The organism is Bradyrhizobium sp. Ghvi (assembly GCF_900115265.1).
Lineage (GTDB): Bacteria > Pseudomonadota > Alphaproteobacteria > Rhizobiales > Xanthobacteraceae > Bradyrhizobium.
The window spans coordinates 318425-345255 of sequence record NZ_FOVU01000006.1 but is presented as its reverse complement, the minus strand read 5'-3'; the positions used below and the strand labels follow the sequence as shown (position 1 = coordinate 345255).

General features: G+C 64.0%; 34 protein-coding genes. 16 read left to right on the top strand and 18 right to left on the bottom strand.

Annotated features, from left to right (window positions below; genetic code table 11):
- The first annotated feature begins 93 nt into the window (after positions 1-93).
- Together BM374_RS24495 and BM374_RS24490 are read left to right on the top strand one after the other, a co-directional pair.
- Complete coding sequence (locus BM374_RS24495) at positions 94-345, top strand: hypothetical protein (protein ID WP_092297812.1); 252 nt, start codon at positions 94-96, stop codon at positions 343-345.
- Positions 346-438: 93 nt separating this feature from the next.
- Complete coding sequence (locus BM374_RS24490; protein ID WP_092297809.1) at positions 439-1071, top strand: hypothetical protein; 633 nt, start codon at positions 439-441, stop codon at positions 1069-1071.
- 6 nt (positions 1072-1077) lie between these two features.
- On the opposite strand, the gene BM374_RS24485 is transcribed toward BM374_RS24490, so the two are convergent.
- Positions 1078-1563 (bottom strand): molecular chaperone DnaJ, encoded by a 486-nt coding sequence (locus BM374_RS24485; protein WP_092297806.1) that lies wholly within the window; start codon positions 1561-1563, stop codon positions 1078-1080.
- A gap of 111 nt (positions 1564-1674) precedes the next feature.
- On the opposite strand from BM374_RS24485, the gene BM374_RS24480 reads away from it, so the two are divergent.
- The 4 genes from BM374_RS24480 to BM374_RS24465 all read left to right on the top strand — a co-directional run bounded on the left by BM374_RS24480 (position 1675) and on the right by BM374_RS24465 (position 3831).
- Positions 1675-2442, top strand: coding sequence for an SDR family NAD(P)-dependent oxidoreductase (locus tag BM374_RS24480; protein ID WP_092297803.1), 768 nt, complete (start codon positions 1675-1677; stop codon positions 2440-2442).
- Between the two features lie 195 nt (positions 2443-2637).
- Positions 2638-2886 carry a helix-turn-helix domain-containing protein gene (locus BM374_RS24475; protein WP_092297800.1) on the top strand — a complete coding sequence of 83 codons (249 nt, stop codon included), beginning with the start codon at positions 2638-2640 and terminating at the stop codon, positions 2884-2886.
- 202 nt (positions 2887-3088) lie between these two features.
- On the top strand, positions 3089-3286 hold the full coding sequence (locus tag BM374_RS38720) for a hypothetical protein (protein WP_177248502.1): 198 nt from the start codon (positions 3089-3091) through the stop codon (positions 3284-3286).
- Positions 3287-3312: 26 nt separating this feature from the next.
- Positions 3313-3831, top strand: coding sequence for a collagen-like domain-containing protein (locus tag BM374_RS24465; RefSeq protein WP_092297793.1), 519 nt, complete (start codon positions 3313-3315; stop codon positions 3829-3831).
- 7 nt (positions 3832-3838) lie between these two features.
- Here BM374_RS24465 and BM374_RS24460 read toward each other — a convergent pair whose 3' ends face one another.
- The 3 genes from BM374_RS24460 to BM374_RS24450 all read right to left on the bottom strand — a co-directional run bounded on the left by BM374_RS24460 (position 3839) and on the right by BM374_RS24450 (position 5204).
- Entirely contained in the window at positions 3839-4054 is a 216-nt protein-coding gene (locus tag BM374_RS24460) for a hypothetical protein (RefSeq protein WP_092298056.1), read from the bottom strand.
- 95 nt (positions 4055-4149) lie between these two features.
- Complete coding sequence (locus tag BM374_RS24455; RefSeq protein WP_092297789.1) at positions 4150-4416, bottom strand: DUF2277 domain-containing protein; 267 nt, start codon at positions 4414-4416, stop codon at positions 4150-4152.
- Between the two features lie 95 nt (positions 4417-4511).
- On the bottom strand, positions 4512-5204 hold the full coding sequence (locus tag BM374_RS24450) for an ArsR/SmtB family transcription factor (RefSeq protein WP_092297786.1): 693 nt from the start codon (positions 5202-5204) through the stop codon (positions 4512-4514).
- Positions 5205-5344: 140 nt separating this feature from the next.
- Here BM374_RS24450 and BM374_RS24445 point away from each other — a divergent pair, with 140 nt between their 5' ends.
- Together BM374_RS24445 and BM374_RS24440 are read left to right on the top strand one after the other, a co-directional pair.
- On the top strand, positions 5345-5752 hold the full coding sequence (locus BM374_RS24445; RefSeq protein ID WP_092297782.1) for a nuclear transport factor 2 family protein: 408 nt from the start codon (positions 5345-5347) through the stop codon (positions 5750-5752).
- 161 nt (positions 5753-5913) lie between these two features.
- Positions 5914-6975, top strand: a complete 1062-nt coding sequence (locus BM374_RS24440) for an alpha/beta fold hydrolase (protein WP_092297778.1) — start codon at positions 5914-5916, stop codon at positions 6973-6975.
- Positions 6976-7211: 236 nt separating this feature from the next.
- Here the strand turns inward: BM374_RS24440 and bfr are convergent, their stop codons facing one another.
- The 3 genes from bfr to BM374_RS24425 form a co-directional block, all read right to left on the bottom strand.
- Complete coding sequence (bfr, locus tag BM374_RS24435) at positions 7212-7700, bottom strand: bacterioferritin (protein ID WP_024339472.1); 489 nt, start codon at positions 7698-7700, stop codon at positions 7212-7214.
- Positions 7701-7829: 129 nt separating this feature from the next.
- Positions 7830-8102 (bottom strand): (2Fe-2S)-binding protein, encoded by a 273-nt coding sequence (locus BM374_RS24430; protein ID WP_092297775.1) that lies wholly within the window; start codon positions 8100-8102, stop codon positions 7830-7832.
- 167 nt (positions 8103-8269) lie between these two features.
- Entirely contained in the window at positions 8270-8560 is a 291-nt protein-coding gene (locus tag BM374_RS24425) for a hypothetical protein (protein ID WP_349509996.1), read from the bottom strand.
- 139 nt (positions 8561-8699) lie between these two features.
- On the opposite strand from BM374_RS24425, the gene BM374_RS24420 reads away from it, so the two are divergent.
- Positions 8700-9023 (top strand): hypothetical protein, encoded by a 324-nt coding sequence (locus tag BM374_RS24420; RefSeq protein WP_092297769.1) that lies wholly within the window; start codon positions 8700-8702, stop codon positions 9021-9023.
- Positions 9024-9234: 211 nt separating this feature from the next.
- Complete coding sequence (locus BM374_RS24415) at positions 9235-9516, top strand: hypothetical protein (RefSeq protein ID WP_092297766.1); 282 nt, start codon at positions 9235-9237, stop codon at positions 9514-9516.
- Positions 9517-9596: 80 nt separating this feature from the next.
- Here BM374_RS24415 and BM374_RS24410 read toward each other — a convergent pair whose 3' ends face one another.
- Both BM374_RS24410 and BM374_RS24405 read right to left on the bottom strand, forming a co-directional pair.
- The gene (locus BM374_RS24410) at positions 9597-10808 is read right to left on the bottom strand and encodes a lytic murein transglycosylase (RefSeq protein WP_092298053.1); all 1212 of its coding nucleotides are present in this window, start codon (positions 10806-10808) and stop codon (positions 9597-9599) included.
- A 38-nt stretch (positions 10809-10846) separates the two neighbouring features.
- A complete protein-coding gene (locus BM374_RS24405) occupies positions 10847-11068 on the bottom strand; it encodes a hypothetical protein (RefSeq protein WP_092297763.1) in 222 nt (73 codons plus the stop codon).
- A gap of 44 nt (positions 11069-11112) precedes the next feature.
- On the opposite strand from BM374_RS24405, the gene BM374_RS24400 reads away from it, so the two are divergent.
- Complete coding sequence (locus BM374_RS24400) at positions 11113-11604, top strand: hypothetical protein (protein WP_092297760.1); 492 nt, start codon at positions 11113-11115, stop codon at positions 11602-11604.
- Here the strand turns inward: BM374_RS24400 and ettA are convergent.
- On the bottom strand, positions 11564-13213 hold the full coding sequence (gene ettA, locus BM374_RS24395) for an energy-dependent translational throttle protein EttA (RefSeq protein WP_092297756.1): 1650 nt from the start codon (positions 13211-13213) through the stop codon (positions 11564-11566). The genes BM374_RS24400 and ettA overlap by 41 nt on opposite strands.
- A gap of 233 nt (positions 13214-13446) precedes the next feature.
- Between ettA and BM374_RS24390 the strand changes: the two genes are divergently transcribed.
- Together BM374_RS24390 and BM374_RS24385 are read left to right on the top strand one after the other, a co-directional pair.
- A complete protein-coding gene (locus tag BM374_RS24390; protein WP_092297753.1) occupies positions 13447-13662 on the top strand; it encodes a hypothetical protein in 216 nt (71 codons plus the stop codon).
- A gap of 146 nt (positions 13663-13808) precedes the next feature.
- Positions 13809-14771: a D-2-hydroxyacid dehydrogenase family protein gene (locus BM374_RS24385; RefSeq protein ID WP_092297749.1), complete on the top strand. Its 963-nt coding sequence runs from the start codon at positions 13809-13811 to the stop codon at positions 14769-14771.
- Between the two features lie 47 nt (positions 14772-14818).
- Here the strand turns inward: BM374_RS24385 and BM374_RS24380 are convergent, their stop codons facing one another.
- Together BM374_RS24380 and BM374_RS24375 are read right to left on the bottom strand one after the other, a co-directional pair.
- Entirely contained in the window at positions 14819-15787 is a 969-nt protein-coding gene (locus BM374_RS24380) for an NAD-dependent epimerase/dehydratase family protein (protein ID WP_092297746.1), read from the bottom strand.
- A gap of 153 nt (positions 15788-15940) precedes the next feature.
- Positions 15941-17137, bottom strand: a complete 1197-nt coding sequence (locus tag BM374_RS24375) for a L,D-transpeptidase family protein (RefSeq protein ID WP_177248501.1) — start codon at positions 17135-17137, stop codon at positions 15941-15943.
- 313 nt (positions 17138-17450) lie between these two features.
- Between BM374_RS24375 and BM374_RS24370 the strand changes: the two genes are divergently transcribed.
- The gene (locus tag BM374_RS24370) at positions 17451-18290 is read left to right on the top strand and encodes a hypothetical protein (protein WP_244552683.1); all 840 of its coding nucleotides are present in this window, start codon (positions 17451-17453) and stop codon (positions 18288-18290) included.
- A 2-nt stretch (positions 18291-18292) separates the two neighbouring features.
- Here the strand turns inward: BM374_RS24370 and sseA are convergent, their stop codons facing one another.
- The 3 genes from sseA to BM374_RS24355 all read right to left on the bottom strand — a co-directional run bounded on the left by sseA (position 18293) and on the right by BM374_RS24355 (position 20993).
- The gene (sseA, locus tag BM374_RS24365; protein WP_092297740.1) at positions 18293-19147 is read right to left on the bottom strand and encodes a 3-mercaptopyruvate sulfurtransferase; all 855 of its coding nucleotides are present in this window, start codon (positions 19145-19147) and stop codon (positions 18293-18295) included.
- 121 nt (positions 19148-19268) lie between these two features.
- Positions 19269-19682, bottom strand: coding sequence for a rhodanese-like domain-containing protein (locus tag BM374_RS24360; RefSeq protein ID WP_092297737.1), 414 nt, complete (start codon positions 19680-19682; stop codon positions 19269-19271).
- 135 nt (positions 19683-19817) lie between these two features.
- A complete protein-coding gene (locus tag BM374_RS24355) occupies positions 19818-20993 on the bottom strand; it encodes a vWA domain-containing protein (protein WP_092297734.1) in 1176 nt (391 codons plus the stop codon).
- Positions 20994-21183: 190 nt separating this feature from the next.
- Between BM374_RS24355 and BM374_RS24350 the strand changes: the two genes are divergently transcribed.
- Both BM374_RS24350 and BM374_RS24345 read left to right on the top strand, forming a co-directional pair.
- The gene (locus BM374_RS24350; RefSeq protein ID WP_092297730.1) at positions 21184-21429 is read left to right on the top strand and encodes a GlsB/YeaQ/YmgE family stress response membrane protein; all 246 of its coding nucleotides are present in this window, start codon (positions 21184-21186) and stop codon (positions 21427-21429) included.
- 93 nt (positions 21430-21522) lie between these two features.
- The gene (locus BM374_RS24345; RefSeq protein WP_018641030.1) at positions 21523-22365 is read left to right on the top strand and encodes an AAA family ATPase; all 843 of its coding nucleotides are present in this window, start codon (positions 21523-21525) and stop codon (positions 22363-22365) included.
- 989 nt (positions 22366-23354) lie between these two features.
- On the opposite strand, the gene BM374_RS24335 is transcribed toward BM374_RS24345, so the two are convergent.
- The 3 genes from BM374_RS24335 to BM374_RS24325 form a co-directional block, all read right to left on the bottom strand.
- A complete protein-coding gene (locus tag BM374_RS24335) occupies positions 23355-25001 on the bottom strand; it encodes a GMC family oxidoreductase (RefSeq protein WP_092297727.1) in 1647 nt (548 codons plus the stop codon).
- A 16-nt stretch (positions 25002-25017) separates the two neighbouring features.
- Positions 25018-25611 carry a GNAT family N-acetyltransferase gene (locus tag BM374_RS24330; RefSeq protein ID WP_092297724.1) on the bottom strand — a complete coding sequence of 198 codons (594 nt, stop codon included), beginning with the start codon at positions 25609-25611 and terminating at the stop codon, positions 25018-25020.
- Between the two features lie 163 nt (positions 25612-25774).
- Positions 25775-26713 (bottom strand): SMP-30/gluconolactonase/LRE family protein, encoded by a 939-nt coding sequence (locus tag BM374_RS24325; RefSeq protein ID WP_092297721.1) that lies wholly within the window; start codon positions 26711-26713, stop codon positions 25775-25777.
- Between the last annotated feature and the right edge of the window lie 118 nt (positions 26714-26831).

The window sequence follows — 26831 nt, the reverse complement described above, 5'->3', positions numbered from 1 at the left end:
ACCCTTGTCCGGGGCGCAAGGCCAAAGCGTCCCGCACTCCTCCCCGCATTGCCGGGAGGTGCATCACATCTTTCAATTTTGAGGAGCTGATCCATGCGTCGTATTTCCATGCTCTGCGCTGCCGCCGGTCTTGCCGCTGCCGCCTTCGTCGCAGCGAGCCCGGCCGAAGCCGGCTATCATTTGATCCGCTGGCACGACAGCGGCGTGTGTCAGATCTGGGACGAGAGCATCCCGACCACGCCGTGGCCGGCCGGCTATCATCGCGCCAGCACCTCGGTGCCGACCTTCCTCGACGCGCTCGCGCTCAAGGATCACGCGCTGAAGGCCGGTCACTGCAGCTGGTAGGAATTCGATCGGCGGACGACAGGGCCGGGCAAGGATGCGGTGCTAGCATCCTTGCCCGGTCGTTTTTTTCACCTCGCGGATTGGAGCCGGTCGATGCGCGTGATCACAGCCTCAGCCCTCGCGGCTTCGCTCCTTCTCGCGATGGCGGCGCAGGCGCAGGCCCCGCAATCCTTCCGCGTGATTTCGCCGATCTTCAGCCAGCTCGTCTCTTTCGCGATGCCGTCGAATTTCACTGTGGTGTTCGAGAACACCAAGGGCGGTCATTACATCCGCGAAGCGGTGCTGAACGGCGAGACGCCCGAGCGCTGGACGCAGATGATCACGGTCACCGGCGAAAAGGGCATGACCCTGACGCCAGGCAGTTCGCCGCAGATTTTTGCGAGCACGATCGCCGGCGGATTCAAGTCGGCCTGCCCCGACAGTTTTGCGGCGAGGGCTTTGGGCGAGACGACATTCGGCCGCTTCGAGGGCTTCGTCGCGGTGATCGGTTGCGGCCGCGTCGACAGCGGCCCGACGCGGCACAGCGAGACCGCGCTCTTGATCACGCTCAAGGGCACCACCGACTATTACACCATCCAATGGGCCGAGCGCGGCCCTGAAAGCGACGAGCCCCCCATCCACGATGAACGCTGGAACGCGCGCCTGCGCTATCTCGGCCCGATCGATCTCTGTCCGATCGTCGCGGGCGAAGATGCGCCCTATCCGAGCTGCGTCGACAAGAGCTGAGCGCCCTCAGGCGTCCTTGTGCGCGCCGGGATGAATCAACACGTCGCGCGCGGCGGAGAGGTCGATGAAGGCCTGCGCGCTGCCGCCCTGGTCGGGATGCATGCCCTTGGCGGCGCGGCGATAGGCTTGGTTGATGTCCTCGCAGGTGAGCTGCACCGCGAGCGGCAGACCCAGCATCTTGCGGGCGCGATCCTCGCTGGACAGCTTCTTCGGCGCGGCGTTGCGGCGGCCGAAGCGCGGCGCGGTCAGATCATGGACGACATCGAGGATCACACCGACACGACGCCGGGCGGCCAGCGTAACGCCGTGATCGTCATTCCCCGCGGCCTGGCGCAGCACGGGCAGCGCCTGCTCGGCAGCCTGCCGCAACGTGGCATCCGTGCTCATCCTGATGATCTCGGCCACGATCCGGCCGGCCTCGGCCCAATCGGCCTCGTCCGCCGACCGCAGGCGCTCCAGCGCCAGTTTCCAGGATTCAAGTCGTTCCATCATGCGCGCAACGTTTAGCAATGAAGATGAGTATGCCAAGGCCGCCGTTTCCGACCCCTTAATTTCGGGTTAGCCTTTCATGAAACTTAGAAACGAATCCGGGAGGAAACTGTCATGGCATTGCTCGCAAACCACATCGCCGTCGTCACGGGCGCAGGCTCCGGCATCGGCCGGGCGATCGCCGCCGGCTACGCCCGCGAGGGCGCGCAAATCGTGCTGCTCGACGTCAACGCCGACACGGTCGCGGAAGCCGCCCAGGAGATCCGAAAATCGGGCGGCAAGGCCGAGAGCTTTGCGCTCGACGTGACCAGGCGCGAGGATTGCTTCGCGCTGGCCAAAGAGGTTGCCGACAAGATCGGTCAAGTCTCGATCCTCGTCAACAATGCCGGCATCACCCGCCGCAACGCCTTCACCGCGGAGACCGAGACGGTGGCGAAGGACTGGAACGACATCATCTCGCTCAACCTCAACGGCGTCTTCAACACGACGCAGGCCTTCCTCGCCCCCTTGCGCGCCAGCAAAGGCCGCATCGTCAATATCGCCTCCATCCAGTCTTTCATGCACCTGCGCACACCGACATCGGCGGCGTACACGACGTCAAAACACGGCGTGCTCGGCTTCACCAAGGCGCTCGCAGTCGAGCTCGGCAGGGAAGGCGTGCGCGTCAACGCGATCGGACCGGGCTTCATCGAAACCAACCTCAACGCCAATGCGCGCGCCACCAATCCCGCATTGGTGCAGGCCTTCATCGACCACACCCCGCTCGCACGTAGTGGCAAGCCCGAGGACATCGTGGGCCCCGCGATCTTCCTCGCTTCGGACCTATCGTCTTACGTCACAGGAACGATCGTGATGGTGGACGGTGGATATCGCACGGTGTGAGCGAGATCGGCCCGCTTTGCTATGCATCTCGTGCCAATCGCGGCAACGCGGCGGCATTCCCAAGGTCAATTCGTGCACTCGCGCGGAATTAACCTTTCGTTAACCAAACCCGACCACCGTGGATTACGGCTAGGGGGTCGTTGTTCTCGATCCGCTTCCAACGATGGAAGGGGGCGTTGATCGGGGAGTGTGTTGATGACCACTGTTCATGTCGCGGCGTCCGAGCGGGGCGCGCAATTCCTTGCACCCAACGAGATCGTTCCACTGCTGATCGGCGCGACCGTCGGCGAGGTCGAGCGCGAGCTCGTGCTGCAGACGCTCGCGCGCTGCGACGGCAACCGCACGCGCGCCTCGCGCGTGCTCGGCCTGTCGGTGCGCACGCTGCGCAACAAGATCAGACTTTACGCGGCCTCCGGCATCGAGGTGCCGGCCTATCACGACTAGCGCGTGACGGCGCGGTTATTCCGGGCGCGGTCCGCGCGGAAGACCATCTGATAAAATTGGCGCCGACGAGCACCGACAACGTGATGATCGCGACCCAGGCCGCGGTCAGCGCGATTGCGCGTAGCGCGAATGCGGTCAGGATCGCCCATGATGCCTGCGGCGCCTCGGCGTAGCCGACCGGCACGACATCGGCCACGAGCAGATGAGCGAGGCCGATCGCCGCCGCGAGCACGATTGCCGCCAGACAAAAGATTTTCCACGCCGCGCGCATCGGTCGCTCTTCGCAAGGATTGTGGCCGCGGCGTCAATCACACGGCGCACCCTGTCGCAGATTGACGTTGATCAAGCTCGACATGATGTGCGGGCGGAATTGCTGCTGTCGTCAAACGTCGCTAAGTAGCTTGCGTGCGCAGAAGGAGTAGCGGCGTGGCAGACGAACAGGGACGGCCGGGACCTCAAGGTCCGCGCGGACGACAGGGCGAGCCGGGACGGCCTGGGCCGCAGGGGCATCCGGGCAAGCGGGGCCCGGACGGTGCACGCGGCAAGCCGGGACCGCAGGGCAAGCCAGGTCCGGCCGGAAAAGCCGGAGCGCAAGGCAAGCCTGGCGTGCCCGGTAAACCAGGCGAAGCAGGTCCGCGGGGAGCAGCCGGGCCACAGGGCCCTGCCGGTCCGCAAGGACCCGTCGGTCCGCAAGGCCCGCGCGGCGAGGCGGGGCCACCCGGCCAATTGCCGTCGATCGAGCAGGTGCTGCCGTGGCTGGAGCAATTGTTCGATGCCTGGGACGAACGCCGCCGCCAGCGCGAGCAGGAGGCCGCCGAACGCGCCGCGCTCGAAGCCGCCGTGCACGAGGCCGACATTGCCTCCTCCGATGAAGGTGACGAGAGCGACGACGGCGACGCGCGCAAGAAAAAGAAGAAAAAGAAGAGGCACGGCCAGAAGAACTAGCCGGTCTCTACTTTGCCCGATCCTCCGGCCGCGGCAGCATGCCCATTCGTTCGAATTGCCAGCGCATGGCGCGGTACCAGAGATAGCCGACTGCTGCGCCGCAAAAGGCAAGGATCACCACATTCGCGCTCGAGAACGAGCCGCTCCACCACATCATCCACGCAGTCCATAACAGCGTGAAGGCAATAGCACCTGCTTTCAGCGGAAAAAGGGGGCGGTTCATGGTCCTGCTCCGGGTTGTCAAAACCCCGGCAGACATCATCGCGCGTGAAGGCCCCCGCTTCCGTGAGTCAGATCACGGTGGAGCTTTGCCGCCCTCTAGCCGAAGCGCAGCCGCGAACGCTCCTTTGCCTTCTCCGCCTCGACCTCGCGGTCGCGTGCCGGCGCGTGGGTATGCAGCGAGGTCAGCAGCCGCCGTGCTGCCTCCGAGACCTCAGCCACCGCGCGCTCGAACGCGGCCTCATTGGCCTGCGAGGGCTTGTTGAAGCCGGAGAGCTTTCGCACGAACTGGAGCGCGCTGGCATGGATCTCGTCTTCGGTCGCCGGCGGCTCGAAATTGAACAGCGTCTTGATGTTGCGGCACATAGTTCCTCCTGGAAGGCGATCCTGCTCAAGGACGATCAGCGGCCGTCGAATGCTACATGCGGGATCTGCCGCTGTCATCGTCATCCGGCGCGACTTCAGAACGGAATTGAAACGCCGAGCCGCTCGAAGAAGGCCCGCCCTTTCGGGGTGAGGCGAAGCGCGCGTGGAACCCGGTGCGGAGCCAGTGCGTGCGTGGCGATCAGCCGCTTCAGGATCGCATTGGCGAACGGACCTGCCAGGTGCGGGACACGCTCGGTCCAATCGTTGCAGAGCCGCATGTGAGGATCACGACCCGGCTTGAAGTCGATCGCCTCCGCACGAGACCAGGCGAGCCCCTGGTCGGTGATGGAAGCCTCGCGACCGCCCAGCGCTATCAGTTTCTTGCCCAGCAAGCCGTCTCTCAGCGCTACGCCGAGCTGACCGGCGAGATGGCAATAGCAGGTCCGCGATTGACGGAGCGGCATCGGCACGCCTCGCGCGCGTTCCGCATGCGCAGTCCTGGCAGCGACATTGACGAGATTTTCGATCAGGCCTGCGACCTCATCGTCCGCGATCCGATAGTAGCGGAACCGGCCCTGCTGCCACACCGAGAGCAGCCGCGCCTCGGTCAGCTTCTGAAGATGCGCGCTGGCGCTTTGCGGCGACACGCCGGCAAGCAATGCCAACTCGCCCGCAGGCAGCGCCTTGCCGCCGAACAGCGCACTCACCATGGCTTCGCGCGCCGGATCGCTCAATGCATCGGTGAGCCGCGAAAATCCGGATTGGACTGATCGTCTGGCTGCGACCATCAAAACCTCCCGCCCATGTGGACCTGCCGCCACGTCATCGCATCGTTCCCAAGCCAGTCATTTCAGAATTCGATGAAACTTCGAGGCTGCCTTCTTTGCGATCCCCCGAGATACCGTCCCAAATCCAGAGGAGTACAGCAATGACCAACGAAACCCACCGGAGCGAGGCAGAACGCATCTGCAGACTGTGGGATGAAGCCCTCGGCAACAAGGACCTCGAGGCGTCCCTCGCACTCTATGCCGACGATGCTTCCATCGAAAGCCCGCTGGTTCAGCATCTCATGAAGACGCCCACCGGGATCGTCCAGGGCAGGGACAATCTGCGTACCTTCATCACACGCGTGTTCCGGACCAATCCGCCGCAGCGAAAGCGTTTCAAGCAGGGCTTCTTCACCGACGGCCGGATCGTTACCTGGGAATATCCACGCGTCGCTCCCGACGGCGAGCAGATGGAGCTGGTCGAGATCATGGAGATCGACAAGGGACTGATCCGGCGTCACAGGGTCTACTGGGGCTGGTACGCGCTCGGTTTACTCCGGGAGCATTAGGCCGCCTCGCTCACCGGCTCGGAATATTCCGCTTGCGCGATGCACCATGAGCGAAAAGTTTTGGCGGCGGACAGCACATCGACACTCGATCCTTTGAGTGACGCTGATAAGATCGAGTGCGAAGCGGCCCGGATGCCAGCGGCCGAAGCGGGGAGGAAATCATGAAATTCTCGGGCGCGCTGCTTGCCACAGCTTTGCTGTCGTTCTCGATTCCGGCAATGGCGGCCGATTACCCGGCGCCGAAGCAAGGCGACTGGATCGCGAAAGATTTCAAGTTTCACACCGGCGAGGTCCTGCCCGACCTGAAGCTGCACTACACCACCATCGGTGACCCGACCGGACAACCGGTGCTGGTGCTGCACGGCACCGGCGGCTCGGGCGCAAGCATGCTGACGCCCGCCTTCGCCGGCGAAATGTTCGGCGCCGGACAGCCGCTCGATGCATCCAAATATTACATCATCCTTCCTGATGCGATCGGCCACGGCAAATCGTCAAAGCCGTCGGATGGCATGAAGACAGGCTTTCCGAAATACAATTACGACGATATGGTCGAAGCGCAGCATCGCCTCGTAACCGAAGGCCTCGGCGTCAAGCATCTGCGGCTCGTGATCGGCAACTCCATGGGTGGCATGCAGACCTGGCTGTGGGGCGAGAAATATCCCAAGGACATGGACGTGCTGGTGCCGATGGCCTCACAGCCAACCGAGATGGCATCGCGAAACTGGATGCTGCGGCGGATCATGCTCGACACGATCCGCAACGATCCCGACTACAATGGCGGCAATTACACCAGCCAGCCGCGCATGATGAAATACGCCATCACGGCCTACGGCATCGCCAGCATCGGCGGCACGCTCGCTTATCAGCAACAGGCGCCGACTGCGGCCAAGGCCGACAAGATCGTCGACGAGCGGCTGGGGACGCCGATCACGGCGGACGCCAACGACTACGTCTACCAGTGGGACTCCTCGCATGACTACAACGCCGGCGACAAATTGGAGCAGATCGAGGCAACGCTGCTGCTGATCAACTCCGCCGATGACGAGCGCAATCCGCCGGAAACCGGCATCACGGACGCAGCAATGAAGCGGGTCAAGAACGGCAAGCTGTATCTCATCCCTGCAAGCACCGAGACGCGCGGCCACGGCACCACCGGGAATGCGAAGTTCTACAGCGAGCAGGTTCGTCAATTGCTGCAAACTGCGCCGCAGCGCACGATGTAGTCCGAATTCACCGCGCTGCGATCATCGTCGGCCAGTTCGGACCCGCGTGGCGAGGCGCTGATGCGCTCAAAGCTGTCGGCGCCCGGATAAGGTACACCACGACCAGCCCAGCCTCGGCGGGCCAGGAGATCGTGGAAGAACGCTACAAGGCGCAGCTGTAGCTGGCGCCCAAATAAAATGTCGTCCCGGAAAACCGGGACGACAGTGAAGTGTGCTGCTGACGTTAGCGCTGGAGCTTAGTGCCCCTCGCCCTCGAGCCCGCCGACATGCTTCTGGGTATAGAGTTCGAGTCCAATGCGGCCGATCAGGTCGAGCTGGGTTTCGAGGAAGTCGATGTGGTGCTCCTCGTCGCTCATCAGCTTCTCGAACAGGTCGCGGGTGACGTAATCCTTGGCGCCGTGGCAATAGGTCGCCGCTTCCTGGTAGAGCGCCCGAGCGCTCATTTCAGCGGCGAGATCGCATTCGATGATCTCCTTGACGTTCTGGCCGATGCGCAGCGGATCGAGCACCTGCATGTTCGGGAAGCCGTCGAGAAACAGGATGCGTGCGGTGAGCTTGTCGGCGTGCTCCATCTCCTCGATGGACTCCTTGCGCCACACCTTGGCCATGTCGAGGAGTCCCCAATTGTCGAGGAAGCGATAATGCAGCCAGTACTGGTTGATCGCAGTCAGTTCGTGACGCAGCGCCTTGTTGAGATAGTCGATGACTTTTGCGTCGCCCTGCATGGTTCACTCCAGCTCTTGCAGTTCAAATCGGCCGTATCCGATTTTAGAATCCTTCTAAGTCAGTTCAAATACGGGGGCAACCGGCTACGGGGACGCAGCCGGGGAAAAGCTCAGCCAACGGCGGGAAATTCAGCAGGCCGCGAGAGCGAACTGGACGGGTTCGGCGATCTCATCGTTCGCAGCCACCGCCTGGCTGTGCGGGCAACCGGCGCAGCAGGACTGCGCACAGGGGCCAAGCGCTTCATCGATGATGGTCTTGATGGTGCGCGCGCAACGGCCGCATTCGGCGCTGCAGCCGAGACATCCATAGACCTGCTTGGCATGACGCACGGCATCGTCGGACTCGGCGACGGCGGCGCGGATGTCGTCATCGCTCAGCACGTTACAGGAACAAACGATCATGGAAGTGGTAGGCCCTTCGGTGATGCACGATCATCGATATTTAACAGGCCGGCCGGATGCAAAAGGAAAAACCGGTATTTCAAGCTATTCCAAACTGACCCGGATAGAGCCTAGAACGGCTCTAAAATAGGGCGTTGCGCTGGATCAAGGTGATGCCCTGATTGGTCCTAGTCGCCGCCTCCCCCACCGTCGCCGCCGCCACCGCAATCGCCGCTCCCGCCGCTATCGCCGGACGCGCAGCTGCTGCTGTCGGTTGGGCTCCCCGAACTGTCGCTGGAGAACCAGCTTCCCAGCGAGAAACCGTCGTTCGGCGCATCCGAATAGGTGTCACTGCCTCCGCCGTCCCCGCCTGCTCTGGCGCGCGGGCGCGCCGCGCGGCTCTGCAAATGGGTCATCAGCGCATAGCCGATCACGCCGACGGCCCCGAAGGCGATCAGGGCATCGGTGAGGATGTTCATCGTCATCTCCTGGGCAGAAAGCCGTGACTTTCTAGCATTTGGTCGCACCCGGCCCACGAACCGTTCATTGATCGTTCAAGCGAAATATGGAACTTTGGCCGTAAGAGTTCCGGGTTCGCTGTGTGAAAGGTCACCCCCAATGAAGAAGACGCTTATGGCAGCCGCTGCCACCGCCACCCTGGTCCTGACGGCGGGAACGCCGGCCCATGCACAGCGCGGTGTCGCTGCTGGCGTGGCAGCCGGGATCATCGGCGGCGCCATTGTTGGCGGCGCGCTCGCATCTCCGTATTATTACGGACCGGGGCCGGGCTATTATGAACCCGGCTACTATCCGCCACGGTACTACGCGCCGGGTCCCGGCTACGTCGCCGACGACTATTACGGCGGTGGCTGCGTGTGGCAGAGACAGCGCTTCTGGGACGGCTATGCCTGGCGGGTCCGCCGCGTCCGGGTCTGCGGCTGAGTCCGCAGGGGCCGGTTCACTACGGATGTGCCATTCATCTCAGGGCCTGAAAAAGACCGCTTTTTCTCGTCACACCTCCGTGCGCGTTTACCGTGGATTGACCATTTGCGCGCTTCCTAGCTGCAAGGCCAATTGCATCCGAGTGTGCGTGAACCTTTGAAACCCGGGCGCCTCTAACAAGAGGAGCCCATCTCCCAGGAGAGCCAATAGCATGAAGAAGACTTTAGTTGCCGCCCTCACGGTTGCGACGGTCGCCGGTTCGCTGGTGACCGCCACTCCGTCGGCCAAAGCCGGTGACGGCGTCGGCGCCGGCATCGCTGCCGGCCTGATCGGCGGCGCCATCGTCGGCGGCGCCATCGCTTCCAGCCGCCCAGCCTACGGTGGTCCAGTTTACGTGGCCGAGCCCCCGCCGCCCGCGCCCTGCTACTGGCGCCGTGAGCGTTATTGGGACGGCTACGGCTGGGTCGTCCGCCCGGTTCGTGTTTGCTACTGATCTGATCGCATGGCGCTCCTGAGCGCCGCGATCGAAGCCCGGCCGACACCTCGGCCGGGCTTTTTCTTTTTGGTGATTTCTCAGCGCGCGGCCTGGATCGAACGCAGCACCTCTTCGCTGGGCCAGCAATCGACCTTCAGACCTGCCCTCTTCTGATAAGCGCCGAGCGCCGCACGGGTCTGCATGCCGGCCTTGCCGTCGATCTTGTCCTTGTAAAGCCCGACGCGCGTGAGCCCGCGCTGCATCGCCTCGACATCCTTGGTTCGCAGTTGCTTCGATGCCGACCAGGGCGTCGCAAACGGCAGCGGGCGCGCCATGCGATCGCTGAGATGACCGACGAACAGCACGTAGAGGTCGGAGAAATTGTATTCCTTGATGACGAAGTAGTTCTTCGTCGCCAGGAACGACGGACCATAGATGCCTTCCGGCTGCAGCAACGAGGCTGGCTGTGCCTGCTCGGCGACACTGAGCTGTTGCCCACGCACCGGCACAAAGCCTTCACGCAGCCACTGGCTGATCGGCTTCGTCACCTCGGGCACGCCGATCGTGCAATCCGCCTTCGCCGGCGCTTGGACCTCGTAGGCCCAGCGCACGCCGCTCTGCCAACCCTTGTTGACGAGCTGCTGCGCGGCGGACGCCAGCGCATCCGGCACCGAGTGCCAGATGTCGATGCGGCCATCTCCGTCGAAATCGACGCCGTGCTTGTAATATTCGGACGGCAGGAATTGCGTGAGCCCGGTCGCGCCGGCCCAGGACGAACGCATGTCCTTGCGCGCCACCACGCCTTCGCCCAGGATCTTCAGCGCGAGGATGAATTCATTGCGATAGGTGTCCTTGCGCCGGCCGACATAGGCCTGCGTCGCCAGCACACGCACGAGATCGTACGGCAGCGTGTAACGACCGTAATCGGTCTCGCGCCCCCAGATCGCGAGCATCACGGTGGCCGGCACGCCGGAGCTCTTCTCGATCTTCGCCAGCGCGGCATTGTATTTCTGCAGCAGCCGTTGCCCCTCGCCCGCGAGCCGCGCGATCGAAGCTTCCTTGATGTAATCGGCCGGCACCTGCACGAACTCGGCCTGCGACGGCGCGCCGGTCGCGGGCCGCCCCGGCAGGATCAGGTCAGGCAATTTGTAATCCGGCTCGAGCCCGCGCGTCTGCTCTTCGAACGTCGCGCGCGAGACACCCGCGGCCTGCGCTTCCGGCCAGAGCGAGGCAATGAACTGGGTGAACGCGGCATCGGCGGCCAGGGCGGGAGCCGGTCCGCAGAGCCAAACAACGAGGCAATGGAACAGAAACCAGGCGCGGCAGACGCTGAGAGGGCAGAACGGCTTCACGCTTCGATAAGATCGAGAGGGCGTTCGACGCGCTCCAGCCGATCCGATACGCGGTCAATTCGCTCCGACATCTCGGCAAGCTTGACGTGCACGTGAGCCATTTCGCGCTCAAGACCGCCAATTCGTTGCTTCAGCTCACGGACATCATCGCGCGTGCCGTCGACTGCACTGCGGATATGACGCAAATGTTCGAGAACGATGTTGTCAGGCTCAGCCATAATGGCATCCTATCATAGGATCGACTCGATGTGAATGCTGGGCGATGTTCTTCCCGAAGACCAACGTCAAGGACGATCCAGTGCGGCGCTGGCACCGTCCGAATCGCCAGTTCTTCGCCAATGGCGCGTGCCAGGTGCTCGCCTACGCGTTTCTTCAACAGTACCCTGACCTCGGATTTCGCGCCCGCTGGATCAAGCCGGCCGAAGGCTATTTTGGCAACCACATCTTCGTCACGGATGGTCGAAGCGCATTTGACTATCACGGACTTACGACGGAGCAGCGCCTGCTGTCCCTCTGCTTCAGACGAGCCCGCCGTTTTCATCCGGGCTGGGACGCAACGCTCGTCGATCTGCCGACGGACATCCTGATCTCGGAAGCGCGCTCGCGAGAATTCGAAGGGCTTTGGCTACGCGAGCCAAAGCAATTCCTTCACGACGCGCTGCCGCGCGCCCGGACCTTTCTCGATAGGTTCTACAACCTGCGAGATCGGCTCATCACCGCGTCAGCTTCTTGTACTTCACGCGGTGCGGGATGATGCTGTCCTGGCCGAGCCGGCGCATCTTGTCCTTTTCGTAGTCCTGGAAGTTGCCTTCGAACCATTCGACATGGCTGTCGCCTTCGAAGGCCAGGATGTGGGTCGCGATGCGGTCGAGGAACCAGCGATCGTGGCTGATGATGACGGCGCAGCCGGCGAAATCCTCCAGCGCCTCTTCGAGCGCGCGCAGCGTGTCGACGTCGAGGTCGTTGGTCGGTTCGTCGAGCAGCAGCACGTTGGCGCCGGACTTCAGCATCTTGGCGAGATGGACGCGGTTGCGCTCACCGCCCGAGAGCGCGCCGACCTTCTTCTGCTGGTCCGCGCCCTTGAAGTTGAACGACGAGCAATAGCCGCGCGAGTTCACTTCCTTCTTGCCGAGCAGGATCAGCTCGTTGCCGCCCGAAATTTCCTCCCACACGGTCTTCTTGCCGTCGAGCGCGTCGCGCGACTGGTCGACATAGCCGAGATGAACGGTCTCGCCGACCGTGATCGTACCCGCGTCGGGCTTTTCCTGGCCGGTGATCATCCTGAACAAGGTGGTCTTGCCGGCGCCGTTAGGGCCGATCACACCGACGATGCCACCGGGCGGCAGCTTGAAGGTGAGATTGTCGATCAGGAGTCGATCGCCGAAGCCTTTGCTGAGGCCTTCGAAGTCGACGACGTTGGCGCCGAGCCGCTCGGCGACCGGGATAATGATCTGCGCGGTCTGGGTCTGCTTCTCGCTCGCCTTCTTGAGCAGTTCCTCATAACGCTGATAGCGCGCCTTCGACTTGGCCTGGCGTGCCTTCGGCGAAGAAGCGACCCATTCCTGCTCGCGGGCCAGCGTCTTCTGGTGCGCGGCGTCCTCGCGTCCCTCCTGCTCCAGGCGCTTCTGCTTCTGCACCAGCCAGGACGAGTAGTTGCCCTCGTAGGGAATGCCGCGGCCACGATCGAGCTCCAGGATCCAGCCCGTGACGTTGTCGAGGAAGTAGCGATCGTGGGTGACGATCAGGATCGCGCCGGGATAGTTGCGCAGATGGCCTTCGAGCCACGACACGGATTCGGCGTCGAGATGGTTGGTCGGCTCGTCCAGCAGCAGCAGTTCAGGCTGGTCGAGCAGCAGACGGCACAGCGCGACGCGGCGGCGTTCACCGCCGGAAAGTTTTGTCACGTCGGCATCATCCGGAGGGCAGCGCAGCGCATCCATGGCCTGGTCGACCTTGCTGTCGAGATCCCAGAGGCCCTGGGCCTCGATCTCGTCCTGCAGCTTGGTCATCTCGTCGGCGGTCTCGTCCGAATAGTTGACCGCAAGCTCATTGTAGCGATCGAGGATCGCCTTCTGCTTGGCGACGCCCTGCATGACATTCTCGCGGACCGACAGCTTCGGATCGAGCTGCGGCTCCTGCTCGAGGTAACCGACGCGGGCGCCCTCGGCGACCCAGGCCTCGCCGGTGTACTCCTTGTCGAGGCCCGCCATGATCTTGAGCAGGGTCGATTTACCCGAGCCGTTGACACCGAGTACGCCGATCTTGGCATCCGGGTAAAAAGACAAGTGGATGTTATCGAGCACCTTCCGGGTCGGGTAGCTCTTGGTCAGGCCCTGCATGAAATAGATGAACTGGCGCGCCATCGGTCCCGTGAAACCTTCGATTTGAGGAAATTTGCTTGCCGCCGATGTAGCGATCCCGCCCTGAAAGGGCAACGTTTTCCGTCCGTTCACCACGGATGAATACGGAACGGACACCATCCGGACCTATATCCGGACAATTGAAACCATCTTTTAATAAATCAGGCCAAAGCTCGGTTTCGCGCGGAAACGGCGCCACCCGCTCAGAATGATCGGGAGCACAGCGAGGCCGCATCATGGCTCTGATCGAGACCACCTCTCATCACGTTCCGGCAGAAGCCCGGCACGTCTCCGGGTTCGTCGCGGAGGTCAAGGGCTTCTGGAAGCGCTTCTTCGCCACCGCCTTCAATCCCTACAGGCCCGAGCTCCACTACATGCGCGGCCCCGGCCCGGCCTGGCGCGCCAAGCACGGCATGGATGCGCCGATCCGGTTGAAGCCCCGCGACTTCTAGGCTCCCTCCGCTATCTGATCTTTGGCCTATCGGATTTTTGAGACGCAGACTGCTTGCGCGCGAGGCTGATTGCGCGCAACCATGGCCCGGTTCCGATGATGGTGTCTTTGTCTGGCGCTGTCTCCTCTCGCCATGGATGAACGCTGATGAGCCGGCTGCGCTGCGCAATTCTCGACGACTATTTCAACCTCGCCCTGGGCGTCGCGGACTGGTCGAAACTGTCGGACCGCGTCGACGTCACCGTGTTCAGCCATCCCTTCGCGTCCGAGCAGGCCGCAGCCAGCGCGCTGGCCGATTTCGAGATCATCTGCGCGATGCGCGAGCGCACGGCATTCCCGAGGAGCTTGTTCGACAAGCTGCCGAAGCTGAAGCTGCTGCTGACCTCCGGCATGCGCAATGCTGCGATCGACATGGAGGCCGCGAAGGCAAAGGGCGTCGCCATCGGCGGCACGCAATATTCGCGCGATCCGACCGCCCCGCTCACGATGGGCTTGATCCTGGAACTGACCCGCGGCATCGGCCGCGAGAATGCGCGCATGCATGCCGGCGAGCCCTGGCAGACCTTTGCCGGCGTCGAGATCGACGGGCTGACACTCGGCATCGTCGGGCTCGGCAAGCTTGGCAGCAGGATGGCCGGCATCGCCAAGGCCTTCGGCATGAACGTTATTGCCTGGAGCCCGAACCTGACGCCGGAGAAATGTGCGGCCGCAGGCGTCGGCTACGCCACCAAGGAGGAGCTGTTCGCCAAGGCCGATATCGTCACCATCCATGTGGTGCTCAGCGAGCGCTCGCGTGGCCTCGTCGGCCGTGCGGATCTTGCGCGGATGAAGCCGACCGCCTTCCTCGTCAACACCGCGCGCGGGCCGATCGTGGACGAGCAGGCGCTGTTGGACGCGTTGCAGCAGCGGAAGATCGCAGGCGCCGGCCTGGACGTATTTTCGACCGAGCCGCTGCCGGTGGATCATCCCTTCCGAAAGCTCGACAATCTCGTGCTGACGCCGCATCTCGGCTACGCGACCGAGGACGGCCTGCGCATCCATTACGGCCAGATGGTCGAGGCGATCGATGCCTGGACCAGGGGCGGTGAGCTGCCGCGCAAGCTCGCGTGAGCGCGATGAGATCGGGATGAATGCCCATCGCGCTTTAATGTAGAAGCTCAAGCCGCTGTGCGCTGGCCCGCGGAATGCCTCGCGGCGTCGGCGAATCCGTCACGCCAGGAGGGATGCGCCGGCAGCCAACCGAGTTCGCGCTTGGCCTTGGCATTGGAGGCCCCGCGCACTGCGGTCATCATCGCAACCATGTGTTCGCCCGCGAGCAGCCGACCGAGCCACGCCGGAACGTGAAGCGGCGGTTTGACTCCGAGGAATTGAGCGAGTGCCGGCAGCCAATCCCTGACCTGCACCGGATGGTCGTCGACGATGTTGTAGATGTTGCCGGCGCGTCCGCGTTCGACCGCGGCCAAAGTCGCAGACGCCGCGTCTTCGGTGTGGATGAACGACCAATAGCCGGCACCATCGCCGATAACAGGCACGCGCCGTCGGCGAAGCTGGTCTCGCATCGCCGGTGACAGCGTGCCGGTTTCGGGGCCATAGAAGAATCCGTAACGCAACACGATCCCTTCGGGCGCAGACGAGGTCGTAACCGTTCGCTCCAGATACCGGATCGCCTCGAGCGTACCACGCAATTCCTCGGGTGGATTTGGATCAAGTTCATCCGCTTCCGTCTTGATCGGTCCGCCATCGCGGCTGAAGGTCCAGCCGCAGAAGCTCTGTGCAATGAAACGCTTGGCGCCGGTCTCGCGCGCGGCGGCGAGCAGATTGTCGGTCCCGCGCGTGCGCAGCTCATTGGTTCTGGCGAACGCGCGGTCGAAATGCCGCAGATCGGTGGCGGCGGCGAGATCGGTCATCTGATGGATCACCACATCAGGCCTTGCCGAGATCACGGCCGCGCGCATGCTCGTCGCATCGAGGCCGTCGGCGATGACGGGTTCAGCGCCGAAGTCCTTGAGACTGCCCGCTTTTGCCGCACTCCGCGTCGAAGCGACGACGGAGTGGCCGCTGGCTACAAGAAGGGGGACGAGCTGGCGACCGACCGCGCCGGTGGCGCCCGCAACAAAGATTCGCATCCTGTGCTCCTCAAATTCGTTGCAATCAGCCGGGACGTAGTCGAGCCGGGCCTGAAATCAAGCGAGGTGGAGCGCGAACGCGCATGCGTCAAATGATTGCGGCGCGTGGCCGAAGCACACGCGCCGCTGATGGGTCGAGTTCTGCGAGCCGGTCTAGCGCACCGTGACCGGCGCGGGCAGCGGCGGCACCACGGTCGGCTGCGTGCCCGGGACGGGTCCTGCCTGGGCGGCCATCGGAGCCGGGCCGGGCACAGGCGCGGCCGATGCGGTCGTCGTGCTCGCCGGCGGGTTGCCCGGCATCACCACCACGCGGGTGCCAACCTTGACCCGATCGAACAGGTCCGAGACGTCTTCGTTGAGCATGCCGATGCAGCCGGAGGAGACGAACTTGCCGATGGTCGAGGGCTGGTTGGTTCCGTGGATACGGTAGACGGTCGAACCGAGATACATGGCACGAGCGCCGAGCGGATTGCCTTCGCCGCCGGCCATGAAGCGCGGCAGATAGGGCTGGCGTTCGATCATTTCCGCCGGCGGATGCCAATCCGGCCACTCGGCCTTGCGGGTGATCTTCTGCACGCCGGTCCAGGTGAAGCCGTCGCGGCCGACACGGACGCCGTAGCGGATCGCGCGGCCATTGCCGAGGACGTAATAGAGGTAGGTGTTCGGCGTATCGACCACGATGGTGCCGGCGGGCTCCTTGGTCTGGAACGCAACTTCCTGGCGGCGCAGGTTCGGCGCCAGCTGCGCCGGAGCCGCATCGGGCTGCTCCTCCGGCGGGAGTGAGGCAACCGACATCGGTTGGCTACCGGCACCGGGCTGCGGCGAGACCGCTCCGGTCGCAGCCGCGCTGCCGATGGCTTCCGGAGGACGCGTGCCCTCATTCGCGGGCGCTTGGCCCGGCCGGTCGGCATAGATCACCGCGGGCGGAGCCGCGGGGCGGCCGTAACGAGGATCATCAGGCGACATCACCGGCCCCTGCGGCGGGGCGGCGGAATAGACTGGCGGAGCGCCGGCCGGACGGCCATAGCGGGGGTCATCCGGCGACATCACCGGGCCTTGCGGCGGGGCAGCCGAATAGACCGGGGGAGCGCCGGCCGGGCGGCCGTAGCGCGGATCGTCCGGCGATGTGATCGGGCCGTTCGGCCCCGGCGGTGGCAGCGAAGCCCGCGGTGCCGCGTCGTCATCGTCTTCCAGCGCGTCGAAATTCGGCGTGCGGTCACCGGGCCGGTATTCAGCGGGGGCGCCATAGCTTGGCGCCTGCTGGACCGGATAGCTCTGGGCCTGCACAAGCGAGGTTCCCGCCGCAGCGACCGTTGCGGCAGCGCATATCGTCAGAAAATGTTTGATCATCATCGCTCTTGTGTCGTCCCCGGGCCCCGTCCGAGCCGTTACCGGCCAGATGACCGAAGATCGCGGCACATTCAAGACATAACAGGCTGGTTTGTGCCCGATTTTGCGATTTGTGATGCAATCGCACACAGTTGCCCCGTTGCATCACGGGGCGGAAATCGTATCACGCCGTAGAATGCCGGAGTCCTCCACCTCGTTTTTTACGGAACGGCGCGGAGACGTTGCGATATGTTCGAATCAGCCTGATTCGCCACAGCTATGAGCTCGAACCCCGCGTGGCGAACGCGGCAAGCAGTACCGTCACCGCGTTCAGATGGCTCATGGGCCCTGGCCACACGCCGCCGGGGCGGAAATTCGTAACCCGTCGATGCTTCCCGGCTTCCGCTTCCTGCTTGGCGCGATCCTGCTGTCTACCTCCATCCTGGTGTTCGGCTTGGGAGCCGCCTCGCTGCTCCGGGCGAGCCACGAGCAGTATGTCAACAACCCCGCTTGGCGGAATGGCCCGCAGGAGCAGGTATTCGCGCAAGCGCCCGAACCGGTCCGGCCGGCGCTCGCGGCGCTGCGCGTGGAGCCAGTCGCGCAGGTCCCCGACGAGGCGACACCTGCGATGCAGGACCAGATCCCGAGCATCGCCCTGCCCGCCGTCGAGACCGATCCCGCGCAGATGGCCGCGGTGACGCTCGAATCCCAGCCTGAGGCCCAGGTCGCAGCGCAGGTCGCAGTGCAGGTCGCAGCCATCGCGCCTGTCGAGACGGCCCCGCCCACCACAGAAGCACCGGCCCCCCAGCCGGCCAAGATCGAGGCTGCTTCTCCCGCGCCGGCCGACACGCTCACCCCGGCCGACACGACTGTTTCCATCGTCACGCCGCCGGCCCCGGCAATGTCCGCCACCGATGTGCCGCGCACCGCGACACCGGCGCTGGCCTCGCGCGTGAGCGACCTCGCGGCGGCAAGGGTGGCTGCGCTGAACGAGCTTGCGCCGGCGAAGCCCAAGGCGAACAAGGCGACACCGGACAGCAAGCCACGCGCGCACAAGCCGAAGAAGCGTCACCGCGTCGTGCGACGCCCGCCGCCGCAGCAGCTCCAGCGGGCGCTCGATCCGTTCGGCCAGCCACAGCAGACGCTCGCCACGACGGCCGCGCGCACGCGCTAAGCTTACGCAGGCCCCGTCGCGATCGGCGGGCCCTTTTCCTGGCCCCATTCCGACCATGAGCCGTCATAAAGCGCGGTCTCGGTAATCCCTAAGCGATAGAGCGCGAGCGTCAGCACGCCGGCCGAGACGCCGGAGCCGCAGCTCGTCACGATCGGCGCATCGAGCTTGACGCCGGCATTTACGAAGGCGGCGCGGAGATCTTCCAGCGGCTTCATCGTGCCGGTTGCGGCATCGAACAGCAGATTGTACGGCACGTTGCGCGCGCCGGGGATGTGACCGGAGCGGATGCCCGCGCGCGGCTCGGGCGCGCGCCCTTCGAAACGATCGGCCGCGCGCGCGTCGATCACCTGTTCGGCGCGGCTTTCGACATTGGCGATCAGCTGCTGCATGCTGCGCACGCGCTTCGGGTCATAGCTCGCCCTGAAGCTTGCCGGCTTCGGCTTCACTTCGCCGCTCTCGACGGGACGCCCTTCAGCACGCCACTTCTTCAGGCCGCCGTTGAGGATACGCACATTGCTATGACCGAAGGCCAAGAACATCCACCACGCGCGCGGTGCGGCGACCCAGCCGCCGGCATCGTAGATCACGACGGTGTCGCTATTTCCGATGCCGAGATTGCCGACATCGCGGCCGAACTGCTCCGCGCTCGGAAACATGTGCGGCAGCGGATTGGAATGGTCAGACACCGCATCGACGTCGAAAAACGCAGCGCCAGGCAGGTGCGCGGCGAGATAGTCATCCTTCGGCAGCGGCAGCACGCCCGGCAGCTTGAAGCTGGCGTCGAGCACTTTGACGTTGGCATCGCTGATGTGGGCGGCGAGCCATTCGGTTGAGACGAGGGGATCAGTGGCGGTCATGCAACGTCTTTCTTGTCATTCCGGGGCGTGCGCAGCACGAACCCGGAATCCATCGTGCTGCAGAGTCAGAGGATGAATGGATCCCGGGCTCGCGCTCCGCGCGCCCCGGGATGACGAGAGGTTAGCCCTTCTTCTTCGGCTCCCACTTCTCCGTCGGACCACCGGCATCGCGCCAGGCGGCATAGCCGCCGGCGATGTGGGCGACGGGCTTCAGGCCCATGTCCTGCGCGGTCTTGGCTGCCAGCGCGGAACGCAGGCCGCCGGCGCAGTGGAACACGAACTTCTTGTCTTCCTGGAAGATCGGTTTTGCATACGGGCTCTGCGGATCGATCCAGAATTCGAGCATGCCGCGCGTGCAGGAGAACGCGCCGGGAATGCGGCCGTCGCGCTCGATCTCGCGAGGGTCTCTGATATCGACGATGACGACGTCGCCGTTCTTGGATATCTCGATGGCGTCCTTGGCCGAGAGCGTCTCGATTTCGGCATTGGCCTCGTCGATCAGCGCCTTGATGCCGCGGGTGATGTTTTGGGGCATGCGGTTTTCCCTTTTTCTCTTCCGTCGTTCCGGGGCGGTCGCGAAGCGAGCGAACCCGGAACCTCGATGATCACACCCCATCTCGAGATTCCGGATCGGCCGCTTTGCGGCCGTCCGGAATGACGATGGATAGAGCTAGTGCGTCAATTCCTTCATCGCACCTTCCAGCCCCTCGATCGTGATCGGATACATGCGGTTGGCAAAAATGCGTTTGATGATGGTGGTGGATTCCGAATAGTCCCAGTGCTTCTGCGCGACCGGATTGAGCCACACCGTGTGCGGATAGGTGCGGGTGATGCGGTCGAGCCAGACCGAGCCGGGCTCCTCGTTGACATGCTCGACCGAGCCGCCAGGCACCATGATCTCGTAAGGCGACATCGAGGCGTCGCCGACGAACACGACCTTGTAGTCGTGCGGATATTTGTGCAGCACGTCCCAGGTCGGCGTACGGTCGGTGAAGCGGCGCTTGTTCTGCTTCCAGACGCCTTCATAGAGGCAATTGTGGAAGTAGAAATACTCCATGTGCTTGAACTCGCTCTTCGCCGCCGAAAACAGCTCCTCGACCTGCTCGATATGCGAATCCATGGAGCCGCCGATGTCGAAGAACACCAGGAGCTTCACCGCATTGCGCCTTTCAGGGCGCATGTGGACGTCGAGATAGCCGTGATTGGCGGTCTCGCGAATGGTGGTGTCGAGATCGAGCTCGTCGGGCGCGCCGGTGCGCGCGAACTTGCGCAGGCGGCGTAGCGCCACCTTGATGTTGCGGATGCCAAGCTCGACATTGCCGTCGAGATCCTTGAACTCGCGCTTGTCCCACACCTTCACGGCGCGGTTGTTGCGGTTCTTCTCCTGGCCGATGCGAACGCCTTCGGGATTGTAGCCGTGGGCGCCGAACGGCGAGGTGCCGGCGGTGCCGATCCACTTCGAGCCGCCCTGGTGCCGGCCCTTCTGCTCCTCGAGGCGCTTCTTCAAGGTCTCCATGAGCTTGTCCCAGCCCATGGCCTCGATCTGCTTCTTCTCTTCCTCGCTGAGATATTTCTCGGCGAGCTTCTTCAGCCATTCCTCGGGGATCTCCGCCTTCTCCATGGCGTCAAGCAGGCTTTCCAGCCCTTTGAACACCGTGCCGAAGACGCGGTCGAACTTGTCGAGGTTGCGCTCGTCCTTCACCAGCGAGGCGCGCGACAGATAGTAGAAATTCTCGACCGAATAGTCCGACAGGTCAGCGTCGAGCGCCTCCATCAGCGTGAGGTATTCGCGCAGCGTCACGGGGACCTGCGCATCGCGCAGAGAAGTGAAGAATTGCAGGAACATGGCTGACAGATTGCCCGTCGAATGGCGGACGTCAAGGGGCGCCCCCTCACCCGGATCGCTCACGCGATCCGACCTCTCCCCGTCGGGGAGAGGTGAAGCGAGATCACGACTGCCGTGTTTCAACGTGGACCCAAGGGCGTTTTGCTCTAGAATTGAGCGCCTAACAGGGTCATTTTGGGGGACGTTTGCCATGGGAATTATCGCAGCGCTGATCATCGGCGCGATCGCCGGCTGGCTCGCCGGCAAGATTGTCCACGGGGCGGGATTTGGGCTGATCGGCAACATCGTGGTCGGCATCATCGGCGCGCTGGTGGCAAGCTGGGTCCTGCCTCAGCTGCACATCGAGCTCGCCACCGGCACGTTCGGCGCCATCGTCGATGCCACGATCGGCGCGGTGATTGTGCTGGTCATCCTTTCGCTGATAAGACGGGTCTGAAAGCCTGACCGAACCAGGAACGGCCGCCATGCGCGGCCGTTCCCTTGTCGCGACCGGGACAGTGCCTCGGACGACCACCAACAAGGACGCGAAATGAAATTTACGGGCACCAAGGATTATGTTGCGACCGACGATCTCAAGGTCGCCGTCAATGCCTCGATCGTGCTGGAGCGCCCGCTCCTGGTGAAGGGAGAGCCCGGCACCGGCAAGACGGTGCTGGCGGAGGAAGTGGCGAAGGCGCTGAACGCGCCGCTGCTGACCTGGCACATCAAGTCCACCACCAAGGCGCAGCAGGGCCTCTACGAATACGACGCGGTGTCGCGCCTGCGCGACAGCCAGCTCGGCGATGCCAGGGTGTCCGACATCAAGAACTACATCAAGCGCGGCAAGTTGTGGGAAGCCTTCACCGCCGAGCAGCGCCCGGTGCTCTTGATCGACGAGATCGACAAGGCCGACATCGAATTCCCGAACGATCTCTTGCTCGAGCTCGATCGCATGGAATTCCATGTCTACGAGACCGGCGAGACGATCAAGGCCAAGCAGCGCCCGATCATGATGATCACCTCCAACAACGAGAAGGAGCTGCCGGACGCGTTCCTGCGCCGCTGCTTCTTCCACTACATCAAATTCCCCGACGCCGACACGATGGGCCGCATCGTCGACGTCCACTTCCCCGGCATCAAGAAGCGCCTGGTGGAAGAAGCGCTACGCATCTTCTTCGAGGTGCGCGAGGTGCCCGGGCTGAAGAAGAAGCCGTCGACCTCCGAGCTTTTGGACTGGCTCAAGCTGCTGCTCAACGAGGACATGAGCGTCGAGCAGCTCCGCGAACGCGACCCGCGCAAACTGATCCCGCCGCTGCACGGCGCGCTGCTCAAGAACGAGCAGGACGTGCATCTGTTCGAGCGGCTGGCGTTCTTGAGCCGACGAGAAGTGTGACGGCGCTCTTCGCGATAGGGCAGCGCCGCCGCCTCACAATCAGTGTCATGCGCCGGCTTGACCGGGGCATCCAGTAAGCCGCAGCTTCTCGGCTCTACCTATCCGCCTCTGGAATACTGGATCGCCCGGTCGAGCCGGGCGATGACATGGAGTGTGGAGGCGCAGACACACCTCCGCATCCTCGCGGCTCATCTCACCCGAGCTTTGCTTCATCTCTCGCCCCCAAAAGCAGAGGGCGCAGGGAAGGCCGGGTGCCGACTGGCACCCACGGTCCGCTGTGCGCATAAAACGCATTGAGAATGCACAGCGGCATACAGGTGAAGCCGAACACACGGCCTTCCCTGCGCGATGGTCGGACGGCTTATGCCGTGCTCTCCCGGGAGCCGACTTTCTTCTGGCCTCCCTCGCTCCGCGAATTGATGATGCAGTCTGCCCGGTTGGGCTCGCTCGCATCTTCGCGGTCGCTTGACCGTAGCATCGACGGCCAGGACGACACGGTTTTGCCGTACGCGCGTTCGCCTGACGCCACAGGGTCTTGCCGCAGTGTGCACACGCGCTGCAAGAATGTTGGCGAGACGAACTCAACAACGCCGTTCGTTCGCACGCGGGTCCCGGGCTCACAGGGACTACCCGCCCTGCCCGTCCCATCTCGTGCCGACGCTGCCGCGTCCACCGCAACCCGACCCCGCGATTCGAACGACTCGCGAACCGCCCCTCTTCGTCCGGCCGGGCTGGTTCGACTTATGCCGCAATTCCGAATTTCGGTAAAGCGGAATATTTTTGTACGAAGGGCTTGACGGCGTGATGGGTGTTTTGCCCGACGGGACCAAGCCCCGGCACTCTCACGTGTCCCGGACGCGCTGCAGCGTGCAACGCTGCTGCGCCGAGCCGGGACCCAGGAGCGGCACGGAGATCGCGGCGAGACGGGCTCCGGCTCTGCAGCGCATCGTCGAAGAGACGCTGCGCTGCGTCCGGGGCACGAGACCGCCCTACGCCACCGCCGCTTCCGGAATCCTTGCGGCCTCCATCGGCGCCTTGCCGCGGATCAGGTCGGAGGCGCGGTCGGCGATCATCATGGTGGAGGCGTTGAGGTTGGCCGAGATCATGCGCGGCATCACCGAGGCATCGATGACGCGCAGGCCTTCGAGGCCGTGGACGCGGAGCTGGTCGTCGACCACCGCCCAGGTCGAATCCGCGGGGCCCATACGGCAGGTGCAGCCGGGATGGAAGGTGGTGGTGCCACGCTCGGTGGCGGCTGCCAGGAATTCGTCGTCGGTGTTGACGTTCGGGCCCGGGAAATCCTCGTAGGCGTAATAGGGCGACAGCGGCGCGGACTTCAAAAGGCGCCGCGCGAGCTTCATGCCGCCGACGATGACGCGGCGGTCGAGCTCGGCATCGAGATAATTGGTCTGGATGATCGGGGGCGCGAACGGATCATTGGAGCGGATACGGACATAGCCGCGGCTCTCCGGGCGCTGCTGCCAGGAGGCGACCGTCATGCCGGGTTCGTCCTCGAGCTGGCCCTGCACGCCTTCTTTGTAAGAAGCCGGCGTGAAGGTGAGCTGCAAATCGGAGCTGTCCGCGCTCTCGCCGGAATGCCAGAAGCAATAGACCATGGTCGGTGACAGCGAGAGCAGACCCTTGCGCTGGGTCGCCCATTTCATCGCCTCGACCCAGAGACGCCAGCCGCGGCGCAGCTCGTTGATGGTCTTGATGTCCTTGACCCGCGCCACGGTGCGCGGCGCATAATGGTCCTGCAGGCCTTCGCCGACGGGGAGTGCGTGACGCACCGCGATACCGTGCTGCTGCAACAGATCCGGCGAGCCGATGCCGGAGAGCTGGAGCAGCTGCGGCGAATTATAGGTGCCGCCGGACAGGATGACTTCCTTGTTGGCGCGCACCTCCACGGGCGTGCCGCCGCGGCCGCCCTTCATGTAGCGCACGCCGACGGCGCGCTTGCCCTCGAAGATGATCTCGGTCGCGTGCGCATGGGTGCGCACATGCACGTTGGGCCGCTTCATCGCGGGCTTGAGGAACGCGGTCGAGCCGGAGACGCGCAGGCCGTTGTTGATGGTGCGCTGGCAGTAAGACACACCCTCTTGCGTCTTGCCGTTGTAATCGGGGTTGCGCGGAATGCCGAGCGAGACCGCGCCTTCCATGAAGGCCTCGCAGAGCGGATCGCGCCAGTCCATGGTGGTGACGGTGAGGCTGCCTTCGCGGCCGCGATAGAGCGCCTCGCCCTCGCCGACCCGCTTCTCCAAGCGCCGGAAGTACGGCAGCACGTCGGCATAGCCCCAGCCGCGATTGCCCATCTGCGCCCAGGTGTCGAAATCCATGCGCTGGCCGCGGTTGTAGATGTGGCCGTTGATCGAGGACGAGCCGCCGAGCGTCTTGCCACGCGGCGCGTAGATGCTGCGCCCGCCGGTGTAGGGGCCCGGCTCCTGCTGGTAAGCCCAGTTGATGCTCTTCATGTGGAAGGTCTTGATGAAACCCGCCGGCAGATGGATGTAGGGATGCCAGTCGGAAGGCCCGGCCTCCAGCACGCAGACGCTGACATCAGGATCTTCGCTGAGCCTGGAGGTGAGAATGCAGCCGGCAGACCCCGCGCCGATGATCACATAGTCAAATCTATCCATGGTGCCTCGGCCGCCTCTAGCGCGGCTTGTCGTTAAGTTGATATTCCAGATGCGCCTTCACTGTCGGCCATTCGGCGGCGGTGATGCTGTACACGACGGTGTCGCGCAGCGTGCCGTTCGGTCCGACCTGGTGACTGCGCAGGATGCCGTCCTGCTTGGCGCCCAGGCGCTCGATGGCACGGCGGCTCTGGTGGTTGAAGAAATGCGTGCGGAACTCGACCGCGATGCAGTTCAGCGTCTCGAAGGCGTGGGTGAGCAGCAAGAGCTTGCATTGGGTATTGAGCGGACCGCGCTGCGCGCTCTTGCCGTACCAGGTCGAGCCGATCTCGACGCGACGGTTGTTGGCATCGATGTTCATGTACGTCGTCATGCCGACGATGTTGCCGCCGGCGTCGAACACCGTGAACGGCAGCATCGAGCCCGCGGCCTGCAGGCCCAGGCGCCGGTCGATCTCCTTGCCCATGTTCTCCGGCAGCGGGATCGCGGTGTACCAGAGCTTTGACAGCTCGCCGTCCTTCACCGCTTCCGTCAGGCCCGGAAGATGCCCTTTCGACAGCGGCTCAAGACGGGCGTGCTGTCCGCGCAGGGTGATGGGATCAGGCCAGGGCATTGGGTTGTCTCCAAGAAAAACGACTGGTCGTCATTCCGGGGCGACGCGAAGCGGCGAGCCCGGAATCCATTCAACCACCAATTCTGCGGCCCAATGGATTCCGGGCCTGCGTGCTTGCGCACTCATCCCGGAATGACGGCGTAATGTGCAGGCACATCTACATTCACTTATTCAAAAAATTCAACGGCAAACCACCGCGCGGCCAGTCCATGGCGATCAGCTCGCCCTTGCCGGACAGCGTGATGTAGGCGGTCCTCAGCTCGGGGCCGCCGAAGGCGATGTTGGTGGTGACGCGGTCGCCGGTCGGGACCTGCTCGACCAGGGTGCCGTCGGGCGCGATCACCGAGATGCAGCCGGAGACGAGCGTGGCGACGCAGACATTGCCGTTCGCCTCGACCGCAAGCGAGTCGAACATCTGGTAGCCGACGAGGCCGCAGATCGGCTTGCCCCTCTCGCCGCGATAGATCGCCTCGCGCGGCCTCAAGGTGCCGGGCGCGGAGAGCTCATAGGCCCAGAGCCGGCCGGTCGGCGTCTCCGCGATGTAGACCGTGTTCTCGTCCGGCGACAGCCCGATGCCATTGGCCGGCAATATGCCGTGCACGACCTCGACGATGTCAGTCATGCCGGGCTTGAGATAGTACATGCCGCCGACATCCATCTCCCGCGCCCGACGCTTGCCGAGATCGGAGAACCACAGGCCGCCGTGCTTGTCGAACACCAGATCATTCGGCCCACGCAGGTCGTGCTCGCCGCATTTGGTCACGACGGTCTCCACCTTGCCGGATTGCAGATCGACGCGCTGGATCGAGCCGCCGAGATAATCCTCGGGCTGCGGACCCGGCATGATCATGTTGCGGGTCGGGATCCAGGAGAAGCCGCCATTGTTGCAGATGTAGATCTTGCCGTCGGGACCGAGCGCCGCGCCATTCGGGCCACCCGGCACCTTCGCGACGATCTCCTTGCGGCCATCAGGATAAACGCGGGTCAAGCGCTCTCCCCGGATTTCCACCAGCACGACCGAACCATCGGGCATCACGACCGGCCCTTCGGGAAACTCGAGGTCGGTGGCGAGAACGCGGACGTTGGGCGTGGCAGTGGACATTCGGGCCCTCCCGGCTTGCTTGTTATGGCTTGCGCGGGATGTCCGGCATGGGTCCCGCTGGCAAGGTTTGCCAGCGGTTATGACAAAGTCGCTTCCGCTTGCCAAGCAAGCGGGACGG